This is a genomic window from Desulfopila aestuarii DSM 18488, from assembly GCF_900143695.1.
Classification (GTDB): domain Bacteria; phylum Desulfobacterota; class Desulfobulbia; order Desulfobulbales; family Desulfocapsaceae; genus Desulfopila; species Desulfopila aestuarii.
Map to the genome: position 1 here is coordinate 54,195 of NZ_FRFE01000018.1, position 26,690 is coordinate 80,884.

Genomic DNA, 26,690 nt, shown 5'->3' on the forward strand with positions numbered 1-26,690 from the left:
TCTCCTTTGAATAATCCTATTTACACGACCCAGGTGTCCTTACTGCCGCCGCCTTGCGAGGAATTGACCACCAGCGAACCCTTGGTCAGGGCTACTCGGGTCAACCCCCCTGGCTGGACATATATGTCTTTGCCGAACAAAACATACGGTCGTAAATCCACATGTCGCCCCTCGATGGCATTGTCGCCGACAATAGTTGGTACGCGGGAAAGGTTGATGGTGGGCTGGGCCATGTAGTTGCGGGGCTCTGCCGTAATTTTCTCGGCAAAGGCAGCCTGCTCTTCCTTGGTGGAATGAGGGCCAATCAGCATACCGTAGCCTCCTGATTCATTGGCGGCTTTGACCACCAGCTCATCGAGATGATCGAGCACGTATTTCCGGTCGTCGTCTTTTCGACAGATGTAGGTGGGGACGTTGGGCAGTATGGGTTCCTTGCCTGTGTAATATTTGACGATCTCAGGGACATAGGCGTAGATTACCTTGTCGTCGGCGATACCGGTGCCGGGGGCGTTGGCCATGGCGATCCTTCCTTCCTTGTACACCTCCATCAGCCCGGGAACACCAAGCATTGAGTCGGGCCGGAAGGCAAGCGGGTCGATGAAGTCGTCATCGAGCCTCCGATAGAGTACATCAACCCGTTTCAAGCCCTTGGTGGTTAGCATGTGGACATAGCCGTCTGAGACAACCAGATCCTGGCCTTCCACCAGTTCAACACCCATTTGCTGGGAAAGGTAGGAATGTTCAAAATAGGCACTGTTATAGATGCCGGGAGTGAGCACGCCGATGGTGGGTGACTGGACATGGTCAGGAGCAAGATACTCCAGCAGTTCAAGCAGCTTGCTGGGATAATCCTGAACCGGCCTGACCCGAGAGGCGGCGAACACCTGGGGGAAAGTCTTTTTCAGCACTTGCCGGTTTTCAAGAACGTAGGAAACACCGGATGGGCAGCGCAGATTGTCTTCCAGCACCATGAAACGGCCCTCATGATCGCGGATCAGGTCGGTGCCGGTCACATGACACCAGATGCCACGTGGCGGGGTGAAGCCTTCGCACTGTTTGCGGTAGGTCTTGCTGGAGAGGATAAGGTCTTCAGGCACGACCTTATCTTTTAATATCTTCTTATCGTTGTAGATATCCTGGAGGAACTCATTTAACGCAAAGATTCGTTGCTTGAGGCCTTCTTCGATCTGCTCCCAGTCGGTGGATGAAACAATACGGGGAATAATGTCGAAGGGAAATATTTTTTCGGTTCCCTCGCTGCGACCATAAACATTAAAGGTGATGCCCATTTTCAGGAGCTGGGCCTCAGCCGCCTTCTGACGAATACGCAACTCACCGGGGGGGAGTGCTTCGATCTTGTCTATCAGAAGCTGGGCTTCAGGACGGGGGTTCCCGTTCGAATCAAACAGTTCATCGAAAAATCCGTTCGAATCATAATTCTGGAATGTCTGCATCACTTCTTCTCCTCATAGATATTGGGGTGAGGAATTGTGATTGTATACAATGTTTGGGACATTTCTGTACAATCAGAACAATAGTGTAAAACGTACAGGCGATGAGTGGTGGAAAGAGGCCGAAACAGTAAAATCGCCTTGTTGTGAATAGTTATCAGGCTATCTGGTCCATGTAGTTAATGCAATGATTTTGTTGGCCTGAAGCCGGTATCTGGGGTTGAGGAGGTTGCAGTTGCACCATGCAATATGGGGAGACTCTGGTAATGGAAGAGAGGTTTGTGACAGCTGTCCGATCGGGTCGGAAGTTGTCAGGAGTGGATGCAAGGAGAAAAGTTTCTGTCAGGGTGAAGAAAAAGGTGCAATCTGCCGATATGTGAAGGTAGAGACACCTGTCCATCATGCGCAGCATGGTGCAGATAAAGGAACGCATCAGCAGGCAGAGTAGACGTTATGAACAAATATATCGCTTCCTTAAACGGGCACGCAACGCAAGGCAGAAAGGTTTCAACCGCAAAAGCGAACTATTCTGTCTCTTTTGCCAGCCATTTGCAAGAGTTCAGCGGCCGGACTTCTGCACAGGGAACAGTGGGTGGCTCAGGCGATCGGATTCTGGTTGGTGAAATTGGCCGTGGTCGCCAGACCGTCTCCGAACTGCTGATGCATAATCGGGAATTGAAAAGCTCCACCTGGAACATCCTCTCCTCTCCGGTCAATCGCGACAGGGATTACACCCGGTTGGTGTCGGGTACCAAAATCTACTATAACCGTCAGGACGGCAGCCTCAGCTGGTCGGGTTCCCCGGCGGTGTCAGTACCAAAACCCGTGCAAGTTGCGGCAGAAAGACCAGTACTCCACGAAACTGCTGCACCGGTCAAGTTTGTTGAGGAAAAGGTCTCGCCAGAGGCGGTTACCAGCTCTACAGAGCTTGGTGTTATCAGCCGGCAAACTCCCACCATCTCCCATCTGTTGAAAGCGCATCCCGAATTTGGCAATGATACCTGGAACATTATTTCCTCATCGGTGAATAATGGAAAAGACTTTCGCCGGATTCCCCTTGGGGCAGTGGTGACAATCAATCCGGCCACCCGTGAGATCAGTTGGCAGGGTGATGGAGGCAGGGTGGCCATGGCGGCTGCAGCAGAGACGATACCACAATCTGTGGCTCTGGCTGCCGTAAAGACAAGCGAGCCTGAGAAGATTGAGGCAACAGAACCGGCAAAGCGCTTAACGGCAGCTGGAGAGCAGGCAAGCGACCTGACTGAAGCGGTGCGGCCATTTTTTGGTAAAAATTATAAGGATATAAACTGTTACGAATTGCTGGTCAAAGGCCTTGAGCGGATGAACATCCCCTATAGCGGTAAAGGCGGCCTTTTTAGCAAACTTACCCGCATGGCAAAAGAGCAGGGGCTGCCGGCTAATGCCTACCTGAACGGAGAAGGCGTGGTGAAAGCTGCCGGCTCTCTGGTGCTTTCCAAAAACTATCCCCACACCGCCAACTGGAAGCGGGATGCAGAAAATCTCTACGAAGAGATGGAGCCGCTGCTCGATAAGGGACAGATCCTTTCGTTTTCCACCAGGCGGCGGGGCCATACCGGTATTGTCTCCCAGCAGGAAAAACAATGGACCTTCATCAATTCAGGGCGGCTGGACAATTCGCTCACCAAAGGCAGCCCACGACAGGGGGTTGGTGAAGAAAATTTGCGAGAAGAGATTCGTAACTGGTTTAAGCTCGCCAGCAAAAGTGGCGAGTCGCTGTCTGTCACCCTGGGCACTCTGGGCGAGGGCAGAATGGTGACGGCCTCCAACACTATCCAGCCAACTTTCGGTCCACGGCGCATCTGATCGAACTGCCATTCACCTGAACGGCTTTGCCAATTCTGGGGTCGCAATAATCTGCTGTTGGGTTACTATACGCGGTAACTGAACAGCGCCTGCCGTAGGTTTTGCTCTGGCCAGGCATCATATCTGAAACATCTCTGTATCGTAATCCGTCAACCACCATGAAAAGATTGTATATTATTACGGCATTTTGCCTTGCGATTCTGGTCTGTCCGCCTTCATCATTTTCCGAAGCTCCCGCCACCTCTGAACAGGCAGCTGCAGTAGAGCAGCCCGCCGCCAAGGAACCAAACGGTCCGGCAGAAATCCTCGCTTCGCTTTTAGAACTGCGGAAGAATCTTAAGGAGCAGATGCAGCTGTCGAAAAAGAAGCTTGAAGCAAGTAAGTCGGACGCCGAAAAAGAGTCTCTTGAAAAGGAAATTTCGCAGCTCGATAAGCAACTCTCTGAGAACAGTAATGATTTCGAGCGGATTGCCACAGGTATTGAGCCGGCCCTCTTTGCTGAGAAGAAGCCCGAGGTGTTCAGCTGGAAAGAGGAAGTAGCAAGTCTTGTTGAACCGGCGATCAAAGAGCTCAAGCGTTTTACTATCCGGGCGAGGCAGAAGACCAATCTCAAAGATAAGATAGCGGAACTGGAACAGCTGTCCGCAGCAGCCAACCAGGGTGTCGCTCACCTTGAGGAGGTGAGCGTTCAGAGTAAGAACAAACAGGTAGTTAAAGAGGTTAAAGGTCTGGAGCCGGAATGGCAGAATATTCAGAAGCGGCTTGCTAACAAACTGGAGTTGGCTCAGCGGGAACTGGCTCAGCTGGAAGACCAGGAAGTTTCGCTGGTTGAAAGCTCCAGCCAGTCGGTCCGCAATTTTTTTCGTGACCGTGGCCGTTATCTGATTATGGCACTCCTCACTTTTGTTGCCATTCTCCTTGGTTTCCGACTGCTCTATCGCCTGATTGTCAGAATTTCAGTCCGGCTTACCGGCCAGCAGGAGGAGCGTTCGTTTAAAATACGGCTCCTCTATATCATCTTCCAGGTTCTGTCGGTCGTCCTGGCAGTGATTGGGCTCTTTTTTGTCCTCTATCTGGCGGAAGACTGGTTCCTGCTCAGTATGGCCATCGTTTTCTTTCTGGGTCTTGCCTGGACCATTCGTCAGGGTGTGCCACGTTTGTGGCAGGAGGGACGGCTCATGTTGAATGTCGGTGCTGTCCGGGAAAATGAGCGGATAATGATGTACGGATTGCCGTGGCAAGTGACTACCATCAATGTGTTCTGCAAACTGGTGAACCCTTCGCTGGACACTGAGCTGCGGGTGCCGATCGAAAACCTGATCGGTCTGACGTCACGGCCCTTTGATCCCGATGAGGCCTGGTTCCCATGCCGCAAAGGCGATTGGGTCGAAGTGAACGGCGGTTCCCGGGCCAAGGTGGTGAGCCTGTCCCACGAGCAGGTCGAGCTGGTCGAGCGGGGTGGCAGACGTATCTTCTATCCCACCGAGGCTTTTCTGCAGGCCTGTCCAGCCAACCTGTCACGCAATTTCCGGATGAAAGTTCCATTTGGCATAAGTTACGGTTTGCAGGATAAAGCGACTGATGAAATTCCGAGGATATTGAAAAGCTATCTGGAAAAGCGCATGGAAGAAGAAGGCTATTCGAAGAAGTGCCTCAACCTTCTGGTGGAGTTCATGCAGGCCAATTCCTCATCGCTCGATCTGCTGGTCATTGCCGATTTTGATGGTGATGTTGCCGATATCTGCAAACGGATTGAGCGGGCCATCCAGAAATGGTGTGTTGAGTGTTGCACGCAAAACGATTGGGAGATACCTTTCCCGCAGCTTACAGTCCATAAGGCAGAGGGGTAAAGCGCATCTTTTATGAGAAATGCGGGCCAAAGGGTGTTGCGGTCAACTGAACCTCGATCAACTCGTCCTGTTTATAGGAGGATCTGTCGGCAGCGATAACCATGTAGCAGGATGGCGGCTCGTGTTTACCCGCCATTCTCACCAGGCAGCGTCCGTCACTGTAGGAGAGGATCCCGCCGCGCAGTTGCATGATTCCTGGCCGGCGAATGGTGATGGGCTGGCTGAGACAGGCACTGATGATCATGGGATATAACGTTCCGACGCCCTGTATCTGCAGGAGTGCCGGGCCGACGACGGCGTTCATCAGGGCATGCACAGCGGTGGGTGGGCCGGGAAGCCCGAAAAAGAGTTTCTCACCGAGAAGGCCGCAGAGCGAGTTCTTGCCCGGAGTAAGATCGAGGTGGTTATAGATCACCTCACCGCCGGCTTCGAGAAACGCCTGTTCGATGAGATCATATTTGCCGGGCCCCATACCGCCGGTGCTGATAACAAGATCGCATTCTGTCGCCCGCAGTTCAGCAAATGTCTGGGCCAGGGCGGCGTGTGTATCGTGTATCGTCCCGAGAAACCTTGGCTCACCACCAAAGCGGCGGACAAGTCCGGCGAGGAGATGCTGGTTTGAGGAAATTTTCTGGCCGGGCAAAGGCACACTTCCGATTTCAACCAGTTCGCTGCCGGTGCAGAAAAAACCGACCCGGGGGCGGCGGAATACTTCTATTTCATTGAGACCCGTTGTGGCCAGCAGACCGATATGCTCTGGCTGCAGAACTGTCCCGGCCGCGACCACGAGATCTCCTACAGCCATTTCGCTGCCCTCTTCCTCAATATGCGTTCGCAGATTCCCAAGCGCATGTGCCGGAATGCGAACCATGTCATTGTCTTTACTACACTCTTCCTGCGGGATGACCCGGTTGCCAGCCTTTGGCACCATCGCCCCTGTCATGATGCGTATGGCCTGGCCCGGCAGTATGACAGTTTCAGTCACATTGCCTGCCTGAATTATGCCGGTTATCGGGAAAATCTGGTCTGAACCTGCCTCACCTATCCCTGATGCCACCAGATAACCATCACGGAGTGATTGCCGGAATGCGGGCTGGGGCAACAGTGCAGTGAGGTCGGTGGCGGTTACCCGTCCCAGAGCTGTGGTGAGCGGAACCACCTCCCGCTTCATCACCATTATCAGTTGGGAAATTTTCCGCATGCAGGCGGGGTGATCCATAATCATGTCGGTATTATCTGGTATGGCTTGTTGTTTTTTCAAGCTCGTTTCCTTACTCAAGTAGAGAGAATCTGTTCTTGCATGCAGCATACACCACAATCTGACCGTGAGGCAGAAGAATTTGCATACTTTTTTGGACAAGATAGCGAATGTGTGATAAATGTTCCTGTTAGGAAAAGGGTTGGTGCCGCACATGGCGTCGAGACAGATTCTTTCCCTGTTTCTGCTCTTCTGGGATGGAGAGCGGTTTTTATTATTTCAGCAGATTGTTCCACAATATCGGGGTCAACGTGATGATGTCTTTTGTGGACAACCTTCCCATGGCTTAACCTCCTATACCCTTGTCTGGTGATCTATGAAGAAATCGTTTCATACTGTTTCGTGTATCGTTTCATGTCTATTGATTCTCTGTAGCGGGGGATTGCCCTGTACAGTCCAGGCCGAGACTCAACTGCCAGTTGCCTTAAGTGCTGCGGATGTCTTGTCGGAGGAACTATTGAAAGGCAACAACTACACAATCGTTGATCCGGTGCGCAATGACGGCCTGATCAACACATACAGCCTTTCCACCAGCTATGGCCCGATCATGGTGGAAAGTACGGCGCAGCTCATGATGCGTCTTGGTGAATTGAAGGCCATGCAGGCCATGGAAGAGGTGGATCGCAAGGGGATTTTTGGCGATGCCGTGATCAAGGGTGTCAAAGCGCCAGTGCAGACGGTTGTGGAGCTGGTGCAGGAGCCGGTGGAAACTAGCAAGAACATCGTCAAGGGTGCCGGCCGATTCTTCAGCAATATCGGAGCGTCTATCGTGAGTGATGATCCCAGTCAGGATAACGCCCTGAAGGTTGCCCTTGGTTATGATGTGGCCAAACGGCAGTTTGCCTTCGAGTTTGGGATTGATCCGTATACCAGTTACGAACCGGTGGTCAAGGAGTTGGGTGAGATCGCCCGCGCCGCCACCGCGGGAGGACTCACCCCGAAAGCGGTATTGGTCATGGTGGATACTGACTTGGCCATGGGGTTGAGAATTTCAGGGACCGCCAAAGGGCTGAAAGAACTGGTCCGGGACAAATCTCCGGCGGAGCTCAGTAAAATTAATCAGCAGAAGCTCCAGAAGATGGGAGTTGCGGCAAATCAGATTGATGCTTTCATGAGCAATTACAATTTCAACCCACAGGAAAAAACCTTACTGGTCGGTGAGCTGGATACCATGAAAGGCGTGAATGATAGAGAAATTTTCCTGACCGTTGCCAGTTCGGCCACCGAGCGGACGGTAGCCGTCTACTACCGGATTGTGGCCCAAATGATGGCCGGTTATCACGCCAATATCGCTCCGGTTGAACGGATTGTTGCCATTGACGGTACCTTGCATATTCTGACCACAGGCGGCACCGTGGCCCTCATTGCGCCAGTTGATTATGTGTTTCGGACCGCCAAACTTGAAAAGAAAATCGATAAGCTCAACGAGGGAATTGCTGCTCTGGAAGTAAAAGGTGGCAAGGAAGTGTGGATTAGCGGCAAAATCGATGGTGAAGCACTGTCGATGCTGACGGAACGGGGCTGGATCGTGAAAGAAAATTGCAGCGAGGTGCTGATCAAATAAACGGGAACGGTAGATTATCCAATAAAGAGCAATAAAAGGAGTTGATAAGAGATGAATAGAAAACAGAGAGCATTGCTGGCAGGCGCGGGGGCGCTGCTGATGGCGCAGTTTGTTCCGGCTGTCCAGGCTGAGGCCAAACAGGTAACGGTTGATGCCAAAATGTTAGAGCAGTTGCAGCAACTGGTTATGGATCAGCAGAAGCAGCTGGACAAGCTGCAGCAACAGGTGGACCAGTTCCAGCAGACAGCGGTGGCGGCCCAGACCCAGGCCCAGGAGGCCAAAACGGTGGCGGAAGAGGTGAAAACCTCGAGCCAGGCCGCGAAGACGGTTGTTTCGGGATCGGAGCGGGTGAAACTTGCTGTTTCCGGACAGGTTAACAGGGCGGTGAATGTTGCGGATGACGGTGATCAAACGGATGCGTATTTTGTCGACAATGGGGCCTCCAACAGCCGTATCCGCTTTGTTGGCACTGGTGCCATGAGCGAGGATCTGACTCTTGGTACTAACCTGGAGATTGCACTTGCGCCAAATCTCTCTGGTGATGTGAGTCAGAGTAAACAGGAATCGGGTGATTTTTTCGAAGAACGTGTTGCCGAACTTTATCTGCAGAGTAAACAATATGGAAAAGTTTCTTTAGGTAAAGGGAGTACTCCCTCCGACGGTACCGCTGAGGTGGATCTTTCCGGCACAGATGTCATCCAGTATGCAAGCTATGCGGATATTGCTGGGGGATTACTTTTTCGTGAGTCATCAACAAATATGCTGACCGGTGTCAAGGTCTCCAATGCCTTCAACGATTTTGACGGCCTGAGCAGAAAGAGTCGGTTACGTTACGATTCCCCCTTGTTTTACGGTTTTGGTGTTGCCGGTTCAGTTATCAGCGACAGTCGGTGGGATACTGCACTACGTTGGAGTGGTTCCGGGTATGGCTTCAAGGCTGGTGCTGCGGCAGCGGTGGCCTATGTCAATGAAAGCAATGCCGATTATCAGTATGATGGGTCTCTATCGCTACTCCACGAGGAGACCGGGCTGAACTTGACGTTCTCAGCCGGTACCAAAGATGCTGACAACGGTGATGATCCGTATAGCATCTATACCAAACTCGGCTGGCAGACCCAGTTCTGCCCCCTTGGTAAGACTTCATTTGGGCTTGATTACGGTTACGGCGAAAATATCTCGGCGAGCGGTGACGAGGGTGACTCGTTTGGTTTTGCTATGGTACAGACGATTGCCGAGTACGGTACCGAGCTGTATTTCCAGTTCCGCCAGTATTCGCTTGATCGTGATAGTATGTATGCCGATGTCGATGACATCAACGTTGGAACCATCGGTGCGAGGGTGAAATTCTGATGAACGCTGCCAGGTTGTATAACTGCTGCGGACGTAGGATGTTTGCGGTCCTGGTCGTGTTGCTTTGTCTTGCTGCCAGCGGTTGCTCGGGTATCACTCCGGATGGAGAAATACGCAATAACCGTGAAGAAGGCCCGGAAAAGGGAATTTTCAGTGGATCGGCTGGCGAGTTTGTTCTGCTCGGACCGGCGAAAATAGAGCCACCTGCTGAAAAAGAAACGCAGGCGGAGGCGCCTCAATAACAGCAGCGCCGTGCCGGACCATCTTGATAGGATATGGTCCGGCGCGGTGCTGTTTTTCTTTTCTGTCCAGCTATATTCTTTTTTTCCTAAGAAGATACCGGAAATTTCATGTGATGCTATTATTGTAGAAAAAGAATTTCGTGGTGGCAGCCGAGGTACCGGCAATGCGTTTTCTGGTTTCGCCTGTAAAGGACTATTGTGTCAGCTATATCAACGAAAAAACAACAACAATCTAAATCGTTGTTCAAGCGCATCGCGCTATGGTTGGTTGTGGCTACGGCGGTGCTGTCGCTGTTGGTGGTTGTTGCCGGACTGTTGGCTGAAAAGTTTATCAACAATCCGGATGTAAAGAGAAAGATCCAGCAGAAAGCCGCTGCTGCTGGTGGTATTACTCTCGATTACCAGAATATCGGTATCGGCTATTATCCCCTGCCGGTTATCGAACTACACGGACTCACTTTCACATTACCTGAGAACGTTCATGGGCAGGCGGATTCGGTTCGTATCCTTCCAGATATTGCTGGGCTGTTTTCCGGCAGTTTGCCGGCGGGCAGGATTGAACTAGTGCGGCCTGATATCTCGGTAACCCTGCAAGACCCCAAGGCAATAACCCCGTCCACAGATAGGACTGCACAGGAAAAAAACACGTCGGGACCATTGGCCGGGTTAAGTATTGCAGGCTCCAAGTTGGTGATCAGTGATGGCCGATTTACTGTGCAGAAGGGGGACGGCAAGCTCGAAGGGGATGGCGTCGCGCTGACCTTGAAGTTGTCGTTGGGTCGTGAGCAAACCGCCACGGTTGACCTCGCAACCACGCTGACCCGACTAACAATTGAAAAGGGCAGCCAGCGCCAGAGCCTTGAAAAAATCGGTCTTACCGGTTCGGGTACAATCCAGGGTAGCATCATGGCCATCCGTTTGGAAGAGCTGACAATGGCCCGCCCTGCTCTTGGGCTGTCCGGCAGCGTTGACCAGACCGATAAGGGTGTTCGTCTGGATATTGTTGGTCAAAACATTGATGTGGATGCCACTCGGGCCGCGGCTCTGGGCATCGCCGGAAAGACTACACCCATCCCCGAGATATTTACCTACCTGACCGGCGGCACGGTTCTGCAGATCCACTATGTGGCTAATTCGGTGAACTTCGGCGGTCTGGGAGATTACGCCAGCTTCCACCTTGACGGGCAATTGCGCGGGGGCAAGGTCGCCGTGCCGGAAATCGGTCTTGAACTGAGCGAGGTGGAAGGTGAGGTACAACTTGTTGACGGCGTGCTGCGAGGTGACAAGCTGTCGGCCCGTCTTGGCAAGACTGCCGGTCATTCAGGTACATTGGCCATAGGCCTTGCGGAAAACGATGATCTCTTCCAGTTGGAGCTCATGCTGGATGCCGATCTGGCCGAGGGTAAGACTATTCTCAAGCGGGTGGTGGACAATCCCAATTATACCCGGGAACTTGACCGCATCACCATGTTGGAAGGCAATAGCATTGGTAAATTGACTCTGGGAGACAGCTTTTCGAACCTCAGCGTGGCAGTGGAGGATTCCGATCTCAACCTCAAATTTTCCCATGAGGGGTTACCCTATCCAGTTTCCATCAAAAGCGGCAGGGCGGGTATGGTAAAAGACAGGGTGACGTTGGACGAGCTGAATGGCACCCTCGGCGGTTCAGTCTTTTCAGGACTTTCCGGCATGCTTGACTGGCAGAAACTGTTGTCGCTTGATGTGCATGTCAAAGAGTCGCAACTGGTACTGGATGAACTGTTTTCCTGGTTGAAGAAAATGGAAGGGTTGAAATCCCAGTTGACGGCGGTGACGTCTGTAACTGGTAAGGTGGGCCTCAATGATGCGCATTTCAAAGGGGCGATCGACCAATCCAACACCTGGAAGTACGGAGCAACCGGGGATATTGCAGATGTTATTCTGGTTACGCCTGCTTTCCCTGACAAAATCACAATACCCCAGAGCATATTTACGCTTGATGACCAGAGCCTCACCTTGCAGAAGACAAACGTGTTGGCACTGGATGGCAAGCTGCAACTGCAGGGAACGCTTCGGGATTGGAGTGCAGTTAACCTGGGTCTGGACGGCACCCTGGGGCCTGAAAGCGTTGCCTGGCTCCAGTCGATGCTCTCTGTTCCGGAAAAGTATGCTGTTCGCACGCCGATTTCCCTTTCCGACGCGCGACTTGTTTGGACAAAGAATGACGCAAGCGGGTTTGTCGGCAATGTCTCCTTTGGCACCGGACCGTTGCTGACCATTGCCGTGAACGATGGAAAAAAAGGGTTGAACGTTGAACAATTAAAAATACAAGGTATCGGAACTGATCTGGCCGAGCTGAAGTTCGTCCGCAACCAGAATGGAATTGATGCCGGTTTCAAGGGGACGCTCGGTCAAAAGACTTTGGATGCAATATTTGTGCATCCGGTTGCCGGCAAGGGGCTTCTTGATGGTGATATCGGGGTGAAGATTCCTGCGGCAAAAAATAGCATGCCCACGGCTCAGGGGCGCCTGAAAGGCTCGGAGTTACTGTTGCCGCTAACCGGTGATGATGTACTTGGGATCGGCAAGATTACGCTTGAGGCTGAAGGTTCAAAATTACAGACGGAGATAGACGACCTGCTCTGGAAGGAGTATCTCTTCAAGCGGGTAACGGGAACCGTCGACGTTCAGCGGGACAAAATTAGCGCAAACGTTGAGCGGACAGAACTGTGCGGTATTCCAGTCACAGGAAGGGGCAGTTATGGAGATGACAATCTTGAACTTGTCGTAGAGGTGAATGGTAAAAATTTAAATGTTACAACAACCTACGCCTGTTTGACTCGGGGAAAGGTAAAGATGACTGGCACCATGGCCACCAAAGGACGAATAACGACCAGTGGAACAGTCAAAAAACTGATAAGAAACCTGAAAGGGCCGCTTGAGATTACCTTTGCCAACGGCGTTATCCAAGAGGGACGGATGGCTGCTGCTATTCTTGAGGTGCTGAACGTCACCGAAGTGGTTAGGGGACGGCTGCCCAAGCTTTCCACAAGCGGTTTATCCTGCCACACGATCAAAATAGTGGGGAAATTCGGGGAGGGAAAACTCCATCTCGACGAGATCCACATGGATGGCGAGACTCTTGATCTTGCAGGCAGCGGCTTTATTGACTTAGAACAGAGTACCCTGCATGTCGAGTTGCTCGCAGCACCATTTAAAACGGTGGACTCGGTGATTAAATATATCCCAGGAGTCAACTATTTAATGGGGGGAAGCCTTGTGGCGATTCCCTTGAGTATTACTGGCAGCCTAGAGAATCCCAAGGTCGTTGTCATGTCCGCATCCTCAGTCAGCAAGAGTCTTTTGAATCTTGGGGCGAGATCCCTTAATCTGCCTTTTAAATTGCTGGAGTCGATTCTTCCCGGTCGTAAATAGGTTGCTGGTAGAAGCAAACAAGTTGGGTGTTGATTGCTGCTAGCACTATCTCCCTATTGCCCGCTTTTTTTCGCGACGAGCGATCATAAAACGTAAAAGACTTTGAGAGATCCCGTAGACAATTCCAGCTGCAACGATGCCGACAATGGTACTGCCGATACATAGTGGGATGATGATTTCGCGCCCGAGGCTTAAAACCGATTCAAACTGGTCCAGTAAATCCCACATTTCCAGTTTAAGCAGATTGAGAGCGAGCTGCTCGAAGGTTGTGTACACTTCCTTGACTGGTGGTCCGGACCAGAAGAAGGTACCAACCAGATAGTTAAAGGCGTAGATGGGAGCCATCGTCGCGGCGTTGGTGATCCAGACCATGAGAACCGCCGCCGGTCGATTGAGATTTAAAAGGGTTGCCAGGAAGATAGCTATACCGATCTGCAGACCGATAGTGGGGGTGAAGGCGAGAAATGTCCCCAGGGCGAAACCACCGGAAATTGCCCGGGGAGACTTTCTCAAAAGTACCATCCATTTGAAAACAGAGCGGAAGGGAATGACCATTTCTTGTCCATGTGTAGAACGTTTAGAAGACAACTGCCTGAAACCTGGCTGCCAGGCCCGGTAAAAAAATAACGGCAATTGGGAACGTGGACGGTGCCCTGTTTGCCATCCGCACAGGATAATTCAGTTACGCATGAAAAGCCAGCAAGACCGGTTGGATTATACAGTGGGCAGGTAGTGATGGTTGTTTTGCTATGGACAAGATAAATCGTTATATCCGGAAACAATTTGTGATAAGAGGCAAGAAGGGCATTGACGAAATAACCAGGCAGGATATACACTTTTCATATCAATAATCCGTTTGGATACTCAATGCTGTTTTCCCTTTTGTCTGTGGCCGTCCGGCCTGTACTCTATGCCCAGAAACAACCTGATTGCTCTTTGCGCATTTGTCGTTTGCCTTACTGTTTTTTTGTTTCCTGCTTTCGGCGGTTCAATATTGGAAGCTGCTGAACCATCTGTAGTGATGCCTACCGTACAGGTCGGTGTTGAGGATTTTGACAAAATCCCTGAGCAACTGACACCTGCAGAAGAGGCAGAGATTGACCGCATGGTTCTCCCACTGCCGAAAAATTGGACAGGGGACTTTGATGGAATTCGGCAACGTAACTATTTGAGAATATTAGTTCCGTACAGCAAGACATTCTACCGGGTTGATCGTGGCATTCAGCAGGGTATCGACTACGATTATGGGAAAGCTCTCGAAACCTGGCTCAAAAAGAAATATCCGCCAAAGGTAAAGAGCCAACCTTTTTTTGTGGCATTTATTCCGGTGCAGCGTGACCAACTCCTTCCGGATCTTATCGCCGGCAAGGGTGATATAGCCATGGGGGGGCTCACTGTTACCGATCAGCGGCTGGCCCTAGTGGACTTCACCACACCTTTTGCCGATGGGGTGAGGGAGGCTTTGGTGACGGTGCCGGGTTTCCCTGAGGTAACGAATCTTGAGGGTCTAGCGGGAAAAGAGATTATGGTCAGGGGCTCAAGCAGTTATTACGAGCATCTGACCGCGATCAACGAGCATCTTGAGGCGCAGAGGTTGCCGTCAATCTCCATCATAAAAGCGGATGAGTGGCTGGAGTCGGAGGACTTGTTGGAGATGGTCAACGCTGGGCTCATCCGGGCCACGGTGGTCGACCGCTATCTTGTACAGATCTGGGCTCCACTTTTCACCGAGATGCAGGTTAACGATTCCGTGTATATCAACAAGGGTGGTGATCTCGCTTGGGCCATTCGCAAAAATAGCCCGCAATTGAAGAGCGTGCTGGCTGACTTCATGAAAGAGCACAGGGTCGGCACTACCTTTGGCAATATTATGGTTAAACGTCACGTCCGGGACAACAAGAGGATCCTTAACGCTACCTCTGAGGAGGAGCTGTTGAAATTTAGAAAGCTGGTAGATCTTTTCAGGCAGCATGGGATCAACTATAATTTCGATTACCTGATGCTGGTTGCCCAGGGCTATCAGGAATCTATGCTGAACCAGAAAGCCCGAAGTCACCGGGGGGCTGTGGGAATCATGCAGTTGCTGCCTGCCACTGCAGCTGACCCGGCGATAAATATCCGGGACATCGACAAGGATGCCGGGAAAAATATCGAGGCTGGTGCCAAGTACCTGCGTCTGCTCACCGATAAATATCTCAACGATGCACAACTGGATCCAGTCAACAAAACGTTGATGGCCTTTGCTGCCTATAACGCAGGACCGGGGAATCTGCGCAAGTTTCGTCGTCTTGCTGAAAAATCTGGTAACAACCCCAACATCTGGTTCCAAAATGTCGAGTATGCTGCAGCCCGTATCGTTGGCGAGGAGACTGTAAAATATGTGGCCAATATTTATAAGTACTATGTGGCCTACAAGCTTGCTTTACAGATGCGGGAATCCCGGAATGGTCAGGTGGAGCAGGGTCATTAGACGCAGGAGCCTTAGATACAAGCGACGAGAATGGCAGTTGACAATTTTCTCAAAGTCGAGCATTCTTCGATCAACCACAACAACATCTTAACGACAATATTATCGCATGACGATCTCAACCTCCCCCATTCTCCTGCCTGTCTGGCGCAACACCAACTGGCGTTGCTGGCGCAGCTGGCGTGGATATGGCGACGGAGGTCGAATGTAGCGGAGTTCCTTTTTTTTTAGGTGATTTAAGGCCCATACAGACCGACTTCAGGTCTGTATGGGCCTTTTTTTGTGTATTTGTTTCGGGCCCCGGATCTGGATAGAGAGGTCAAAACCCATGTTTCAGGAGAGCAAAAATGCAACAATTGCTGAGAGAACTCTATACCGGTTCCACCGCCTTTTCCATTATTCAGAAGCAGGACAGCGATGAAATTCTCATTCTTGTCGGTGAGAGCATGCGCTGCCGTCAAATTGAAGAAATCCCGAGAAGCAAAGCCCCTACGGATGGAGAATGCATCTACGATACCATCAGTGTGGTGCCATTCTGCCAGATACGAGAGCGGGGGTATACCGCACGGGATGATGGTGAAGAAATTTTAACCATCCGGGTTAACTATCAAGAGGAGGTGGATGCTAAAACCTTCATGCAAATGTTGCCTCAGGAGAAGATAAACCTCGCTGAGGAAATAGCCTACGATTCGACTGAAGAAGAATACGCCTCTATCATCCGCGATATCGTGGAAAAGGAGATCGGCAACGGTGAAGGCGCCAACTTCGTTGTGCCTCGAAACGCCTCGGGACAAATTGAGGATTTCTCAGTGGCGAAAGCAATGACGATCTTTCGTTCGCTCCTTGAAAACGACTACGGCACCTATTGGAAGTTTATCTTTTACGACACTTCACGTTTTTTCATCGGTTCGACCCCGGAACGTCATCTGCTGGTCCAGGGGGGGCGGGTGAAGATGAACCCTATCAGCGGCACTTTCCGGAAGGATCGCAACTGGGCTTCGCAAAAAGCGTTTAAGGCGGATCTGCTGAAATTTCTCATCGATCAAAAGGAGATAAATGAACTCTTCATGGTGGTGGATGAGGAGTTGAAGATGATGGCCAGGATGTGCGACCGGGGTGGGGCTATCGTCGGGCCGCTTTTAAAAGAGATGTCACGGCTTATCCACTCGGAGTACCTGCTGGCCGGTGAAAGCGACAAGGATATCTTCGAACTCTTTACCGATTCGATGTATGCGGCTACGGTGGTGGGCAGCCCGGTGGAGAACGCATGCAATATCATCGCCAAATATTCCAGCAGCTCACGACGATATTACGGCAGCGCCATGATGCTGATCGGCAGAGATGAAGGAGGTCATGATTTTCTCGATTCCCCTATCACCATCAGGACTGCCGAGATCGATACGACAGGGAAAATGTATGTTAGCGTTGGCGCCACTCTGGTGAAGGATTCGGTGCCGGAGGAAGAGGTGGCCGAGACCCGGGCCAAGGGGGCAGCTATTTTCGCCTCGATCCTCCAGCCAGAAAGACGAGATGTCACCCCGCCAATGTTGACACGGCTCTACAATGACGACGAAATCATCGAAACAATGGTGCAACGCAACCAGAATCTTTCGAATTTCTGGTTTTTCAAGCAGGAAAGCGGCGGTATCGTCCAGGGCGGCCAGCCGCTGAGTATCACCATCATCCATAACGAGGATGATTTTGTCTATATGCTCCGTCATATGTTCACATGCATGGGTATTGCCACCACGGTAGTCCGCTATGATGAATATGATCTTGAGCGGGACAGCGGTGATATAACCCTGCTTGGTCCGGGCCCCGGCAATCCCAATGAGGCAGATGTCCCCAAAATTGCCACCAACATGAAAATTGCAGATGAACTGTTGAGGCGTCAGAAAAAAGCACTCTTTATCTGCCTTGGCCATCAGATCCTTTGTAAAAATCTTGGCTTTGAGGTTCGGCGCAAGGCCCTGCCGCTGCAGGGTTCACAACTCAGAGTCAATCTCTTCGGGCGAGAGGAGTTGGTGGGCTTTTACAACACCTTTGCCCCTCAGGCGGCGGACATCCTGCCAGAATTGGAAAAGGCAATCCTGCCGGAACTTGGCGAACTGATCGGGGTACGGGGCAGCCATTTTGTCGGCTACCAGTTTCATCCCGAATCGCTGCTCACCAAGAACGGCTACACTATCCTGCAGGAGACGGTGCGGTATTTGCTCGCTGCTGAGACGTCAGGACAATAGTCTCAATGTGGCGGCCAGCGTAAACAAATATCGGCCGAGACAGGTTACTGGGCGCTTTTCAGCCACTCGGCAAAGCGCTCTTTGACCCCCCGTGAGAGGATGCGGTCGAACGTTATGGGATCGTAGAGATAGAGGCAGTGACGGATCATGGTGTAGGGGCTAAAGGATTTGTCGGGGTTGTCGGCCAGAAACTGATCCCGGTATTCCCGTACGCTTTTCAGGTTGTCGATTAAGCACTTGTGGAGGTCTGATTTCTGGAAATCATGATTGAGTTTTAAAATATCGTGAACAAAGCCGTCCACCTTGTAATCCTGAAAGTCGAAATCGCGGAAGAAATGATCAGCGATTCGAAGGAAATTAAAGGCGTTGATGGTCTTGGCACTCGCCACCAGCCAGCGTTTGTCCTGCTTGTCGAGTGCTTCGGCGAGCGAATCGCTGATGGGCAGTTCGGTCTCCATCTCGATCAGCTCGGTGGTGGCGTTCCTTATCTCCTTGAACTCCCGGTCGGCAAGTTCGAACAGTGCTGAAAGGATATTGATGCGTCGCTTGAGGTCGTTGGGGATCGACTTTTTGTATTTTATCTTGTGGTCCAGCATGCTCCAGGCATCCTGGATAACTGTCCTGATCTGCACTTCAAAGGTAAGGTCGGCATACGGCTGGTATTTTGCCAGGGAGGCCATATTTGCTCCCAGGGCCAGATCCATGTGCAACCCCTTATAGCCGAACGAGTCTTCGGTTGACTCCACAGAAGAAATCCGGTCGGTGATGTCAAGTATGTGAAAGTGCTGCTGCAGCATCTCGGAGAGCTGGGGAATCTGGTCCTCATAGAGGCAGACGATGCGGATGCCGATCAGATCGGAGATGAAATCCTTGATTTCATAAGGATGCTCCGCCGCCTCCAGCTGGTTCTGGTATTTACGGTGAAACTTCTTGATGCATTCTTCCCGATCTTTGACCCGCCCTTCGATCTTGGTCACTTCGCCGGGGTCAAAACGTTTGATCAGGTTGCTGATCAAACGTATATAGGCGCTTTTGGCGTCGACCAGATGTTTGAGACTGGCGTCGTAATATTGTCGGAAGGCGATCTTTTCCTGTTCGAAATCAAGAGATGCCATGATGGTCCTATTCTATTGGCTTGAGTGTGGGACTTGTTGCCGTGTTTCGGACCCACTATTGCAAAGGTTGCGAGGGGAGTCAAGGAAACATTTCACCACGCAGGTGGATGAGATATGCGTGAAAATAGTACCGACAGGTACTTTTCCCGTCGGATAGATCGCACTGCATCAGGGCGTTATGCTGGATGAGTTAGAGAGAACAACATGAGGTGAGAGGGGTGACTCTGGTGAAGTATTGCCGCAGAGTGACAACCATCGTGCAAGAACCACCCCGGGTCTTGATAAGTGTTACATTAACCCCACAGATTTCCAGAAAGATTCAATGTTCAACGCTTTTATCAGGTAGCTTTCCCATTGTTCATCTGAGGTGTTGGTACCATATTTCTTGTTGTACTCTTCCTTGATAATTTCTTTCATACGGTTGCTGGTAAGTCGCCATTCTATGGCCAGATCGTAACGTTGTTCAGGGGTCATCTCTCTCTCCAGGTGTTGGTTTCGTAAAAAACAACGAGAATCAACAGTTCAGCTAAGTAATGTATGTTTTTGACTGGTCCGTTCGGTACCTTGTCAGCATGAGCACATATCAATATCAGTATGTTATCCAGATATACTTTGCTGTTCTTACAAAAACCTTAAAGGAGCTGTTAAAACGGGAGGAATTTTTCAATACGCACTATTGTCGAGTGGTTACCAGAGCCTTTCGGGCAAGCGTTTGTCCTAGGAAAAAAGGTTGTGGTCAAACGCCATACGCACAACATGCGGGTGCATATTTTGCACAAGTGCTTGGGATGATGCGCAAAAAAAATTACTGGAGTGTTGCAAAGAGTGTGAAGGTGTGAGAGTATGTAAACGTCTGTTGCAAGGAGAACTGGTCGGTATATTATCAAAATAATATAGTATTTTCTGTTTTTGTTGTTGTCGTTTTAGGCCCTTCGTGGCAAGCGCCATGATTGTCGGGTTGTGCAGGATTGATTCATCTTGGGTGAATGGAATCCCGTAGTGGGATGGATCGGGCCTGTTGGAGTGAACGAATCATACATATGGATGGGAAATGAGCTCGAAACAGGCGCTTGCCAGCATACAGAACTTTGATATAGAAAATATTTTCAATTCAATCTCCGATTATGTGTCGGTTCATGACCGGGACTTTCGTATTGTCAGGGTCAACAGCGCCCTCTGCGCCTTTCTTGGTCGGAGAGAAGAGGAGCTGATCGGCAACCTCTGTTACTCGGTTTTCCACAATCGTGAAAGCAACTGGCCTAATTGTCCCCAGGTGCGTTTGTGCAAAGAGATCCGACCGGTGACGGAACTGGTGGACGATGAACATATCGGTATGCCTCTGCTCGTGACCTGTTCGCCTGTTCACGATGAAAATGGCGAGCTGCTCGGGGTGGTGCATATTGCCAGAAACGTCACCCAAGAACAGCAGCAGATGCATGAGGCTGATGAAACCATTGCAGAACTGAGAAGAACTCTTTCCTGGCTGAAAGGCCTCGACGGGATTCTCACTATCTGTTCATCCTGCAAGAACATTCGCAACCAGGACGGCGATTGGGAGCGGATAGAAAAGTTCATGACCGATAATGCGGGTGTACTTTTTAGCCATGGTATGTGCCCAGGTTGTTTCCGCAAACTCTTTCCCGGGGTTTCGTTGCGTAATTGACGTTTGGTTCTGGCCAGGGCTTCTGAGGATTGTATCGCCGATGTAAGCCGGCCATTCGCTTCTATAATTCCTGTTATCATTTTCCCTACATTCCCGGTATAGTAAGAGGACGATTTTCCAATTCTCCTAACTACTATACGGTCCGAGCCCATCATGGTCCTCAGAATTCCATCATTTCTGCAACCACGCACACTGCAGCAGCGAAACATGCTTTTTCTGATTTTGCCGACGCTGCTGGTGTTGCTGGTCATGGGCGTAAGCAGTCTGCTCCTGGTCCGCAAGGCCCTGCTTTCGCAGTGGGAGCAAACCGCCATCGCCAGGATGCAGACGGCAGCCCATGAGGTGGATATGCGGCTGCTTCGTCCCAAGCGGTTGCTGATGCTTTTTCAGGAGCAGGCAGGCGAAAAGTTCAATCGTAATCTCTCACAATTCCTTCTCGATCAATTGAATAACATAGAAGGGGTGGTGCAGGTGGACATGGTCTGGAATGATGAAACCGGTAGTCCCGGCTCTACTCTTGCCGCCAGTCCGTCGCAGATGGGCCATATGGGTGGTCGAATTTTTCGTAAGATGAAACCGCTTGAGGTGACACCACCGGTATATGATGCGGATTTCAACGGTCAGACTGTTTCCCTCGTGAGTGAATTCAAGGATGCGGACGATCGAAATATTGGGCATATCGAGGTGAAGATATCCTTTTTTGACCTGGTAGATACCATGGTTAAGGCCTCCTGGTGGCAGAGCAATCGGGCCTATCTGGTGGACCAGCGCGGCAATGTCCTCACCCGTACCGCTCCCACGGTCCAGGGAGTACCCCAGACAGTGGGTGAATCTTTCGGTGTTGATAATGAAATAGAGGAAAAAACGCTTGCGGCCCTGCAGGAAAAGGATTTCGGCACGGTGTTCGGCGTTGGCATGCCGCCTGTTGAAGTGAGCGGTTTTTACCGGTTGCATGAAGCGCCATGGACCATGGTGGTGATCGCACCGGGCAAGGTCGCATTTCAGCAGTTATTACAATTTAGAAACTACTATTTCACCACTATAGGACTCGGCATTATCATCGCCCTCCTGCTTATCCGAACGGCATCGAGCGGCACGGCCCGGGCTATTAGGGGGGTATCGGCGGCAGCCCGTGAGTTGGCCTGTGGCAATTTCGGTAAGCCATTGGTCGAAGACCGTCTCGATGAAGTAGGTGAATTGACCCGAAACTTCAATATCATGACTCAGCATCTGCAGGAGCGGCTACAGCTCCAGCAGGCGATGAGCGTTGCTCGGGAAGTGCAGCAGAACCTGCTGCCGCAGTCGAGCTACCGTGTAGACGGCCTTGATGTCAGCGGCTGTAGTATCTATTCGGAGGAAACAGGTGGGGATTATTTCGATCTCCTGCCAGATCGGCGTGATTCTCACCGGCTCAGTGTGGTGATTGGCGATGTGGTGGGGCACGGCATAGGAGCGGCGTTGCTCATGGCATCGATCAGGGCTATTGTGCGCTGTCGGACCTCCCTTCCCGGTAATCCGGTTGAGGTGATCGGTGACGTGAATGAAATCCTTTGTCGGGATACCGAACAATCGGGTGCTTTTGTTTCCTTGTTCTATCTGGTTATCGACACTGTCAGTGGTGAGCTGCACTGGGTGCGGTGTGGCCATGATCCGGCGATAGTGTATGATATGGATACGCACCAGTTTTCGGAACTTCATGGCGAGGGGTTGGTGTTGGGTTTTGACAACGACTGGCGGTTTAAAGAAAACAGCATGGATATCGATGGTCGCCGGCTGGCTATTTTGTTGGGTAGTGACGGGGTGTGGGAGACTGAGAATAGCGAGGGAGAAAGTTTTGGAAAAGAGCGGGTTCGCAACCTCCTTGCTGAAAACAGCCATCGGAGTGCCGAAGATATTATACGTTCCATAACTGAGGCGGTGGATGCATTCCGTGGTGGTCTGAATCAAGTGGATGATGTGACCCTTGTAGTGGTCAAAACTGATGATGGTCGTATTCCACAATGACAGGGATGTCCAGACAGGATGACAAAGTGAAGACGCAAAAGGCGAGTGCTGTTACCGATAAGTCCTTGTTCTACTGGGTTATCAACGGCAATGTGGGGCTGCAGTTGTTGATGCTCGTGCTGATTGTAGTGGTGGTCGCTGCCCGGGTTGTGCCGCTTGAGATGCAGAAGCGGATCATCAACGAATCGATTGCCCTTCGACAGTTTGACAATCTCATCAATTATAGCCTGATCTACATTTCCTCGGTGGCCTTGTCCAGCGGCCTGAAATTGGCCATCAACTATCTGCAGACCATCGTCGGTGAGCGGGCCATGCTGGCGATGCGTCGGGAGCTGTATCGTCACATTCTCACCCTGCCGCTCTCCTTTTTTCGCAAGACCCAGCCGGGTATGGTGGTGTCGTCCCTGGTTACTGAACTGAGTACTGCTGGAACTTTTGCCGGCATGGCCATTACCGCCCCGTTGACCAACGTTCTGACTCTGCTGTCCTTTGCCGGATATCTGCTCTGGTTAAACCCGATGCTGGCTCTGGCCACGCTCACCATCTATCCGGTGATCGTTTTTTTGCTGCCCTGGTTACAAAAGAAAACCAACAGAGCCAACTCTTCCAGGGTTGATCTGTCACGCGAGCTTTCCAGTCAGATCGCTGAATCGATTACCGGTATCCAGGAGGTGCAGGTACATGGTGCCTATCCCCGGGAAAACAGTAAATTCGGTCGGATAGCCGATGTGTTACAGACAGTTCGGGTACGCTGGAGTTTTCTCAAATTCAGCATGAAGACTGCCAACAACTTTTTTGTCAGTCTTGGTCCCTTTGTGGTGTTTCTGTTCGGCGGCTATCTGATCATGCAGGGCGAGCTCGAACTGGGTGCTATGGTGGCCTTTTTGTCCGCCCAGGAAAAACTCTACGACCCGTGGAAGGAACTGATCGACTATTACCAGGTCTATCAAGACGCGAGGGTCCGCTACTATCGGACCATGGATCAGTTCTCGGTTGAGCCCGATTTTGATCCAGAAGAGGTAACTGATCAGAACGACAAGTTAAACGGTAGAATTGAAGTGAAGGATTTGCTCTTTGAAACGAGTGAAGGAGTCCGACTATTGCAAGGGGTGAACTTTCTTCTGGAGCCGGGAATGCACCTGGCGGTGGTGGGCTTTTCCGGCAGCGGCAAGTCAACCCTGGTCCAGTGTATTGCCCGGATGCACCGCTACACCGGCGGCTCTATCACTATCGACGACCAGGAGCTGGAGACGTTGACCAAAAAGGAGATCGTCGCCAACATCGGTTATATCTCCCAGAATCCCTTTGTCTTTACCGGTACGATTAGGGAAAACCTCATCTATGCTGAGCAGGCCATGCATGAGATTGGCAGGCCGGTCGGGAAGGATCAGCTCTATCTCGAACCGAAGCTTGATCGACTGATTTTCGCCCTGCAGCAGGCGGGGCTTTTCGTCGATGTGATGCGCTTTGGCCTGGAGAGCAGCCTCAAGCAGGACGATAGCGAGATGATCGCGAAAATTATCCGTATCCGCGAAAAATTTCGGGAGAATTTTGGCAGGCGGTTGGCCAGCTATGTGGAATTCTATCAGCAGGATCACTTTCTCTACTACTCGACCATTGCCGACAATATTCTCTTTGGCTCTTCCGTTGATCGCCAGCTCAGCATCGACAACCTGACGGAGCACCGCGACTTTTTTTCATTTCTTGAATATGCCGGGCTCTTGAAGACGCTACTGGAGCTGGGGGTGGAGCAGGCCCGCCAGACCATCGATATCCTCGCCGGATTCGATGATGTCGACATGTTCTATTCCTTCAGTCCTGTTCCAGCCGGTGGCCTTGAAGAGTGTAAGAACCTGCTTGAGCGACTGAAGCGTACCGGAAACCGGCTTGAAGGTCTTTTGGGCCCCGACCAGGTTTATCTGCTGAAGCTGGCATTGGGATTTATTCCGGGTGTGCACAAGACCGCAAGCCTCACATCCGAGCTTGAAGCCGGAATACTGGCGGGACGGGCCGCCTGGGTTCGCTGGTGCGACGAGCATTATCCGGGACGTTTCAATCATTATCAGGAGAGCGAATACATCTATGGTCAAACGATCCTGAACAATATCTTTTTCGGAAGAATTCGCACCAGCCTGGGCCACGCTCAGGAAAAAATCAACCAGGCGATCATTCAGCTGCTGATTGAAGAGGATATTCTGGAGGAGATCGCCGGTATCGGCATGGAGTTTCAGGTGGGCTCAATGGGAGACAGGCTTTCCGGCGGGCAACGGCAGAAACTGGCTATTGCCCGGGTGCTGTTAAAGCAGCCGCGCATCGTCATCATGGATGAGGCGACGTCCGCTTTAGATAATAAATCACAGGCTCGTATCCAGCGGCTGGTAGAGACGCGCTGGAAGGGAAAACGCACGGTTATTTCCGTGGTGCATCGCCTGGATGCCATCCGGAACTACGATCGAGTGGCGGTTATGAAGGCCGGCAAAATTATTGAATTCGGCGGCTATGGCCAACTGATGGAGAAAAAGGGGGTGCTTTATGAGCTGGTCTCAGGAAAACGGTAACAGACCCGTGCCAGAGCTGCAGCAAAATCTGGAGATCTTAAAAGAGGTGCCTTTTTTTGAGGGATTTCCTCCTGAAGTGATGAAACTACTTGCCTATCTTTCGGTCCGTGGCGACTATGAAGAAGGAGACATACTGTTTGAAACAGGCGATGATCCGGGAATTGCCTTTGCCGTGGTCACAGGTGAGCTTGCGGTTTACCGGGAAGGCAACAAGGGCGAGGAGCGGTTGAGGAGCTATAATCAGGGAGAGTTTCTCGGGACTTTCTCTCTGATTGGGCCCATGCCGTCGCTTTTTACCATGAAGGCGACGACCACCACCCGGCTGCTCATCGTCAACCGAGAACAGTTCAGTAAGGTAATGGACCAGCATAAAGAGTTGGGGCCGTTGCTACGAAAGGCCATCCTCAAGCAGCTCAGGCGCTGGGAGCAGGCCAATATCGAGGAGCTTGAGAGCTGTTGTCTGCAAAAAGTTGGCGTAACACTCTTGTGATACAATGAAGGTCAAGTTACAGATACAGGCGACAATCGACCAGCTGGGTTCACTCTGCAAAACTGTGGAAAGCCTGCAGCAGTCAATTATGTGCACTGATCGGCAGATGTGTGAGATTATCCTGGTGCTGGAAGAACTGGTGGCCAATGCGATACTGCACGGTGGCGGCAGGGTGATCGAGGTTGAGCTGGACAAGGAGTGGGACGAGTTGGCGATCACCATCTGTGATGACGGACGTCCCTTCGATCCGACCCTGGCGTCGGAGGTAGATACCTGTCGGCCGCTTGAAGACCGGTGTGCGGGTGGGCTGGGTATACATCTGGTGAAACACTATACCGACACTCTGGCCTACAGGCGTGAAAAAGATGTAAATATTGTGACTCTGACGAAAAAAATTTAAAAAGAGCAGCCCGGCCAGTTGGTTGTGGCAAATAATTGCTTATGTTACGAAAAATAAGCTTTATCAGTAAACTGAAGAATCGAGGTTGATGCATGGAGTATACAGTCTCGCAGGAAAAAAATATTAACATTGTCAGACCAATTGGGCGTCTGGATTCCACGACTTCCCCGGATTTTGAACAGTGTCTGGCAGAATATTTGAAATCTCCCGGGAGGCATCTGCTTCTCGACTTTGATGAACTCGATTATATTTCCAGTGCCGGGTTGCGGGTGGTGCTCAATGCCGCCAAGGTCTTTCGGGAGGTGGAGTGGAAGTTTGCGGCTTGTTGCATGCAGGATCATGTGCGGGAGGTTTTCGAGATTTCAGGCTTTGATAGCTTTATCAGCATCTATGATACTGTGGCCGGGTTTGTCGATCGGGTTGATGAGTGAAGGTATGGAAGCGGCGCCGACAATACTGCCAGGGGCGTATCCGTATTTCATGCAGTATGAGGTACGGGCGAACCGTAAACTTCCCGGATTGACAACGGGTTCCGGGGCATTGGCCACGGTTATTGTGTTTGCTGAAGACGGTTCGCTGGCCGGAGCGCGGGCTAGCAGGCATATAGCCCGCAACAATTGGGAGATCACCGCGGTGAAACGGACCATGCCGGTTCGACCTCACCATATCGAACGAATGGATGGTGTTCTGAAATCATTGTACCAGAAGGCTGAGCAGGCAGGTATTGCCGCAGTTTTTGATAGCTGGAAGAAGATGCATGGCTGATAGCAGGAGAGGAG

The 26,690-nt window shown here is 51.3% G+C and carries 20 protein-coding genes; 15 read left to right on the top strand and 5 right to left on the bottom strand.

Annotated features, from left to right (window positions below; translation table 11 throughout):
- Positions 1-20: 20 nt before the first annotated feature.
- Entirely contained in the window at positions 21-1,454 is a 1,434-nt protein-coding gene (locus tag BUF15_RS16720) for a circularly permuted type 2 ATP-grasp protein (protein WP_073614856.1), read from the bottom strand.
- A gap of 450 nt (positions 1,455-1,904) precedes the next feature.
- Between BUF15_RS16720 and BUF15_RS16725 the strand changes: the two genes are divergently transcribed.
- On the top strand, positions 1,905-3,296 hold the full coding sequence (locus BUF15_RS16725; protein WP_073614857.1) for a hypothetical protein: 1,392 nt from the start codon (positions 1,905-1,907) through the stop codon (positions 3,294-3,296).
- A gap of 158 nt (positions 3,297-3,454) precedes the next feature.
- Positions 3,455-5,146, top strand: a complete 1,692-nt coding sequence (locus BUF15_RS16730) for a mechanosensitive ion channel family protein (RefSeq protein ID WP_073614858.1) — start codon at positions 3,455-3,457, stop codon at positions 5,144-5,146.
- Positions 5,147-5,156: 10 nt separating this feature from the next.
- On the opposite strand, the gene BUF15_RS16735 is transcribed toward BUF15_RS16730, so the two are convergent.
- Positions 5,157-6,407, bottom strand: a complete 1,251-nt coding sequence (locus BUF15_RS16735; protein WP_073614859.1) for a molybdopterin molybdotransferase MoeA — start codon at positions 6,405-6,407, stop codon at positions 5,157-5,159.
- Between the two features lie 313 nt (positions 6,408-6,720).
- On the opposite strand from BUF15_RS16735, the gene BUF15_RS16740 reads away from it, so the two are divergent.
- From BUF15_RS16740 to BUF15_RS16755, 4 genes are all read left to right on the top strand, one after another.
- Positions 6,721-7,968 (top strand): hypothetical protein, encoded by a 1,248-nt coding sequence (locus BUF15_RS16740; protein WP_143170749.1) that lies wholly within the window; start codon positions 6,721-6,723, stop codon positions 7,966-7,968.
- Between the two features lie 51 nt (positions 7,969-8,019).
- Entirely contained in the window at positions 8,020-9,318 is a 1,299-nt protein-coding gene (locus tag BUF15_RS16745; protein ID WP_073614861.1) for a porin family protein, read from the top strand.
- A complete protein-coding gene (locus BUF15_RS16750) occupies positions 9,318-9,560 on the top strand; it encodes a hypothetical protein (protein ID WP_073614862.1) in 243 nt (80 codons plus the stop codon). The genes BUF15_RS16745 and BUF15_RS16750 overlap by 1 nt, the downstream gene beginning before the upstream one ends.
- 198 nt (positions 9,561-9,758) lie before the next feature.
- Entirely contained in the window at positions 9,759-12,974 is a 3,216-nt protein-coding gene (locus tag BUF15_RS16755; RefSeq protein ID WP_143170750.1) for an AsmA-like C-terminal domain-containing protein, read from the top strand.
- A 45-nt stretch (positions 12,975-13,019) separates the two neighbouring features.
- Here BUF15_RS16755 and BUF15_RS16760 read toward each other — a convergent pair whose 3' ends face one another.
- On the bottom strand, positions 13,020-13,529 hold the full coding sequence (locus tag BUF15_RS16760) for a DUF2062 domain-containing protein (RefSeq protein ID WP_073614864.1): 510 nt from the start codon (positions 13,527-13,529) through the stop codon (positions 13,020-13,022).
- A 466-nt stretch (positions 13,530-13,995) separates the two neighbouring features.
- Between BUF15_RS16760 and BUF15_RS16765 the strand changes: the two genes are divergently transcribed.
- Both BUF15_RS16765 and BUF15_RS16775 read left to right on the top strand, forming a co-directional pair.
- Positions 13,996-15,444 (top strand): MltF family protein, encoded by a 1,449-nt coding sequence (locus BUF15_RS16765; RefSeq protein WP_084554120.1) that lies wholly within the window; start codon positions 13,996-13,998, stop codon positions 15,442-15,444.
- A gap of 344 nt (positions 15,445-15,788) precedes the next feature.
- Positions 15,789-17,681, top strand: a complete 1,893-nt coding sequence (locus BUF15_RS16775) for an anthranilate synthase family protein (protein WP_073614866.1) — start codon at positions 15,789-15,791, stop codon at positions 17,679-17,681.
- Positions 17,682-17,725: 44 nt separating this feature from the next.
- Here the strand turns inward: BUF15_RS16775 and BUF15_RS16780 are convergent, their stop codons facing one another.
- Together BUF15_RS16780 and BUF15_RS16785 are read right to left on the bottom strand one after the other, a co-directional pair.
- On the bottom strand, positions 17,726-18,796 hold the full coding sequence (locus tag BUF15_RS16780; protein ID WP_073614867.1) for a GTP pyrophosphokinase: 1,071 nt from the start codon (positions 18,794-18,796) through the stop codon (positions 17,726-17,728).
- Positions 18,797-19,084: 288 nt separating this feature from the next.
- Positions 19,085-19,270: a hypothetical protein gene (locus BUF15_RS16785; RefSeq protein WP_073614868.1), complete on the bottom strand. Its 186-nt coding sequence runs from the start codon at positions 19,268-19,270 to the stop codon at positions 19,085-19,087.
- A gap of 577 nt (positions 19,271-19,847) precedes the next feature.
- On the opposite strand from BUF15_RS16785, the gene BUF15_RS16795 reads away from it, so the two are divergent.
- The 7 genes from BUF15_RS16795 (at position 19,848) to BUF15_RS16825 (ending at position 26,676) form a co-directional block, all read left to right on the top strand.
- Positions 19,848-20,459, top strand: a complete 612-nt coding sequence (locus BUF15_RS16795; RefSeq protein ID WP_073614870.1) for a PAS domain-containing protein — start codon at positions 19,848-19,850, stop codon at positions 20,457-20,459.
- A gap of 207 nt (positions 20,460-20,666) precedes the next feature.
- On the top strand, positions 20,667-22,463 hold the full coding sequence (locus tag BUF15_RS16800; RefSeq protein ID WP_073614871.1) for a SpoIIE family protein phosphatase: 1,797 nt from the start codon (positions 20,667-20,669) through the stop codon (positions 22,461-22,463).
- 26 nt (positions 22,464-22,489) lie between these two features.
- Positions 22,490-25,021, top strand: coding sequence for an ABC transporter transmembrane domain-containing protein (locus BUF15_RS16805; RefSeq protein WP_234981203.1), 2,532 nt, complete (start codon positions 22,490-22,492; stop codon positions 25,019-25,021).
- Entirely contained in the window at positions 24,996-25,511 is a 516-nt protein-coding gene (locus tag BUF15_RS16810; RefSeq protein WP_073614873.1) for a Crp/Fnr family transcriptional regulator, read from the top strand. Before BUF15_RS16805 ends, BUF15_RS16810 begins: the two co-directional genes overlap by 26 nt.
- A 4-nt stretch (positions 25,512-25,515) precedes the next feature.
- Positions 25,516-25,911, top strand: coding sequence for an ATP-binding protein (locus BUF15_RS16815; RefSeq protein ID WP_073614874.1), 396 nt, complete (start codon positions 25,516-25,518; stop codon positions 25,909-25,911).
- A 92-nt stretch (positions 25,912-26,003) separates the two neighbouring features.
- The gene (locus tag BUF15_RS16820; RefSeq protein WP_073614875.1) at positions 26,004-26,342 is read left to right on the top strand and encodes an STAS domain-containing protein; all 339 of its coding nucleotides are present in this window, start codon (positions 26,004-26,006) and stop codon (positions 26,340-26,342) included.
- Positions 26,302-26,676 (top strand): hypothetical protein, encoded by a 375-nt coding sequence (locus tag BUF15_RS16825; protein WP_143170751.1) that lies wholly within the window; start codon positions 26,302-26,304, stop codon positions 26,674-26,676. Before BUF15_RS16820 ends, BUF15_RS16825 begins: the two co-directional genes overlap by 41 nt.
- The last annotated feature ends 14 nt before the right edge of the window (positions 26,677-26,690 follow it).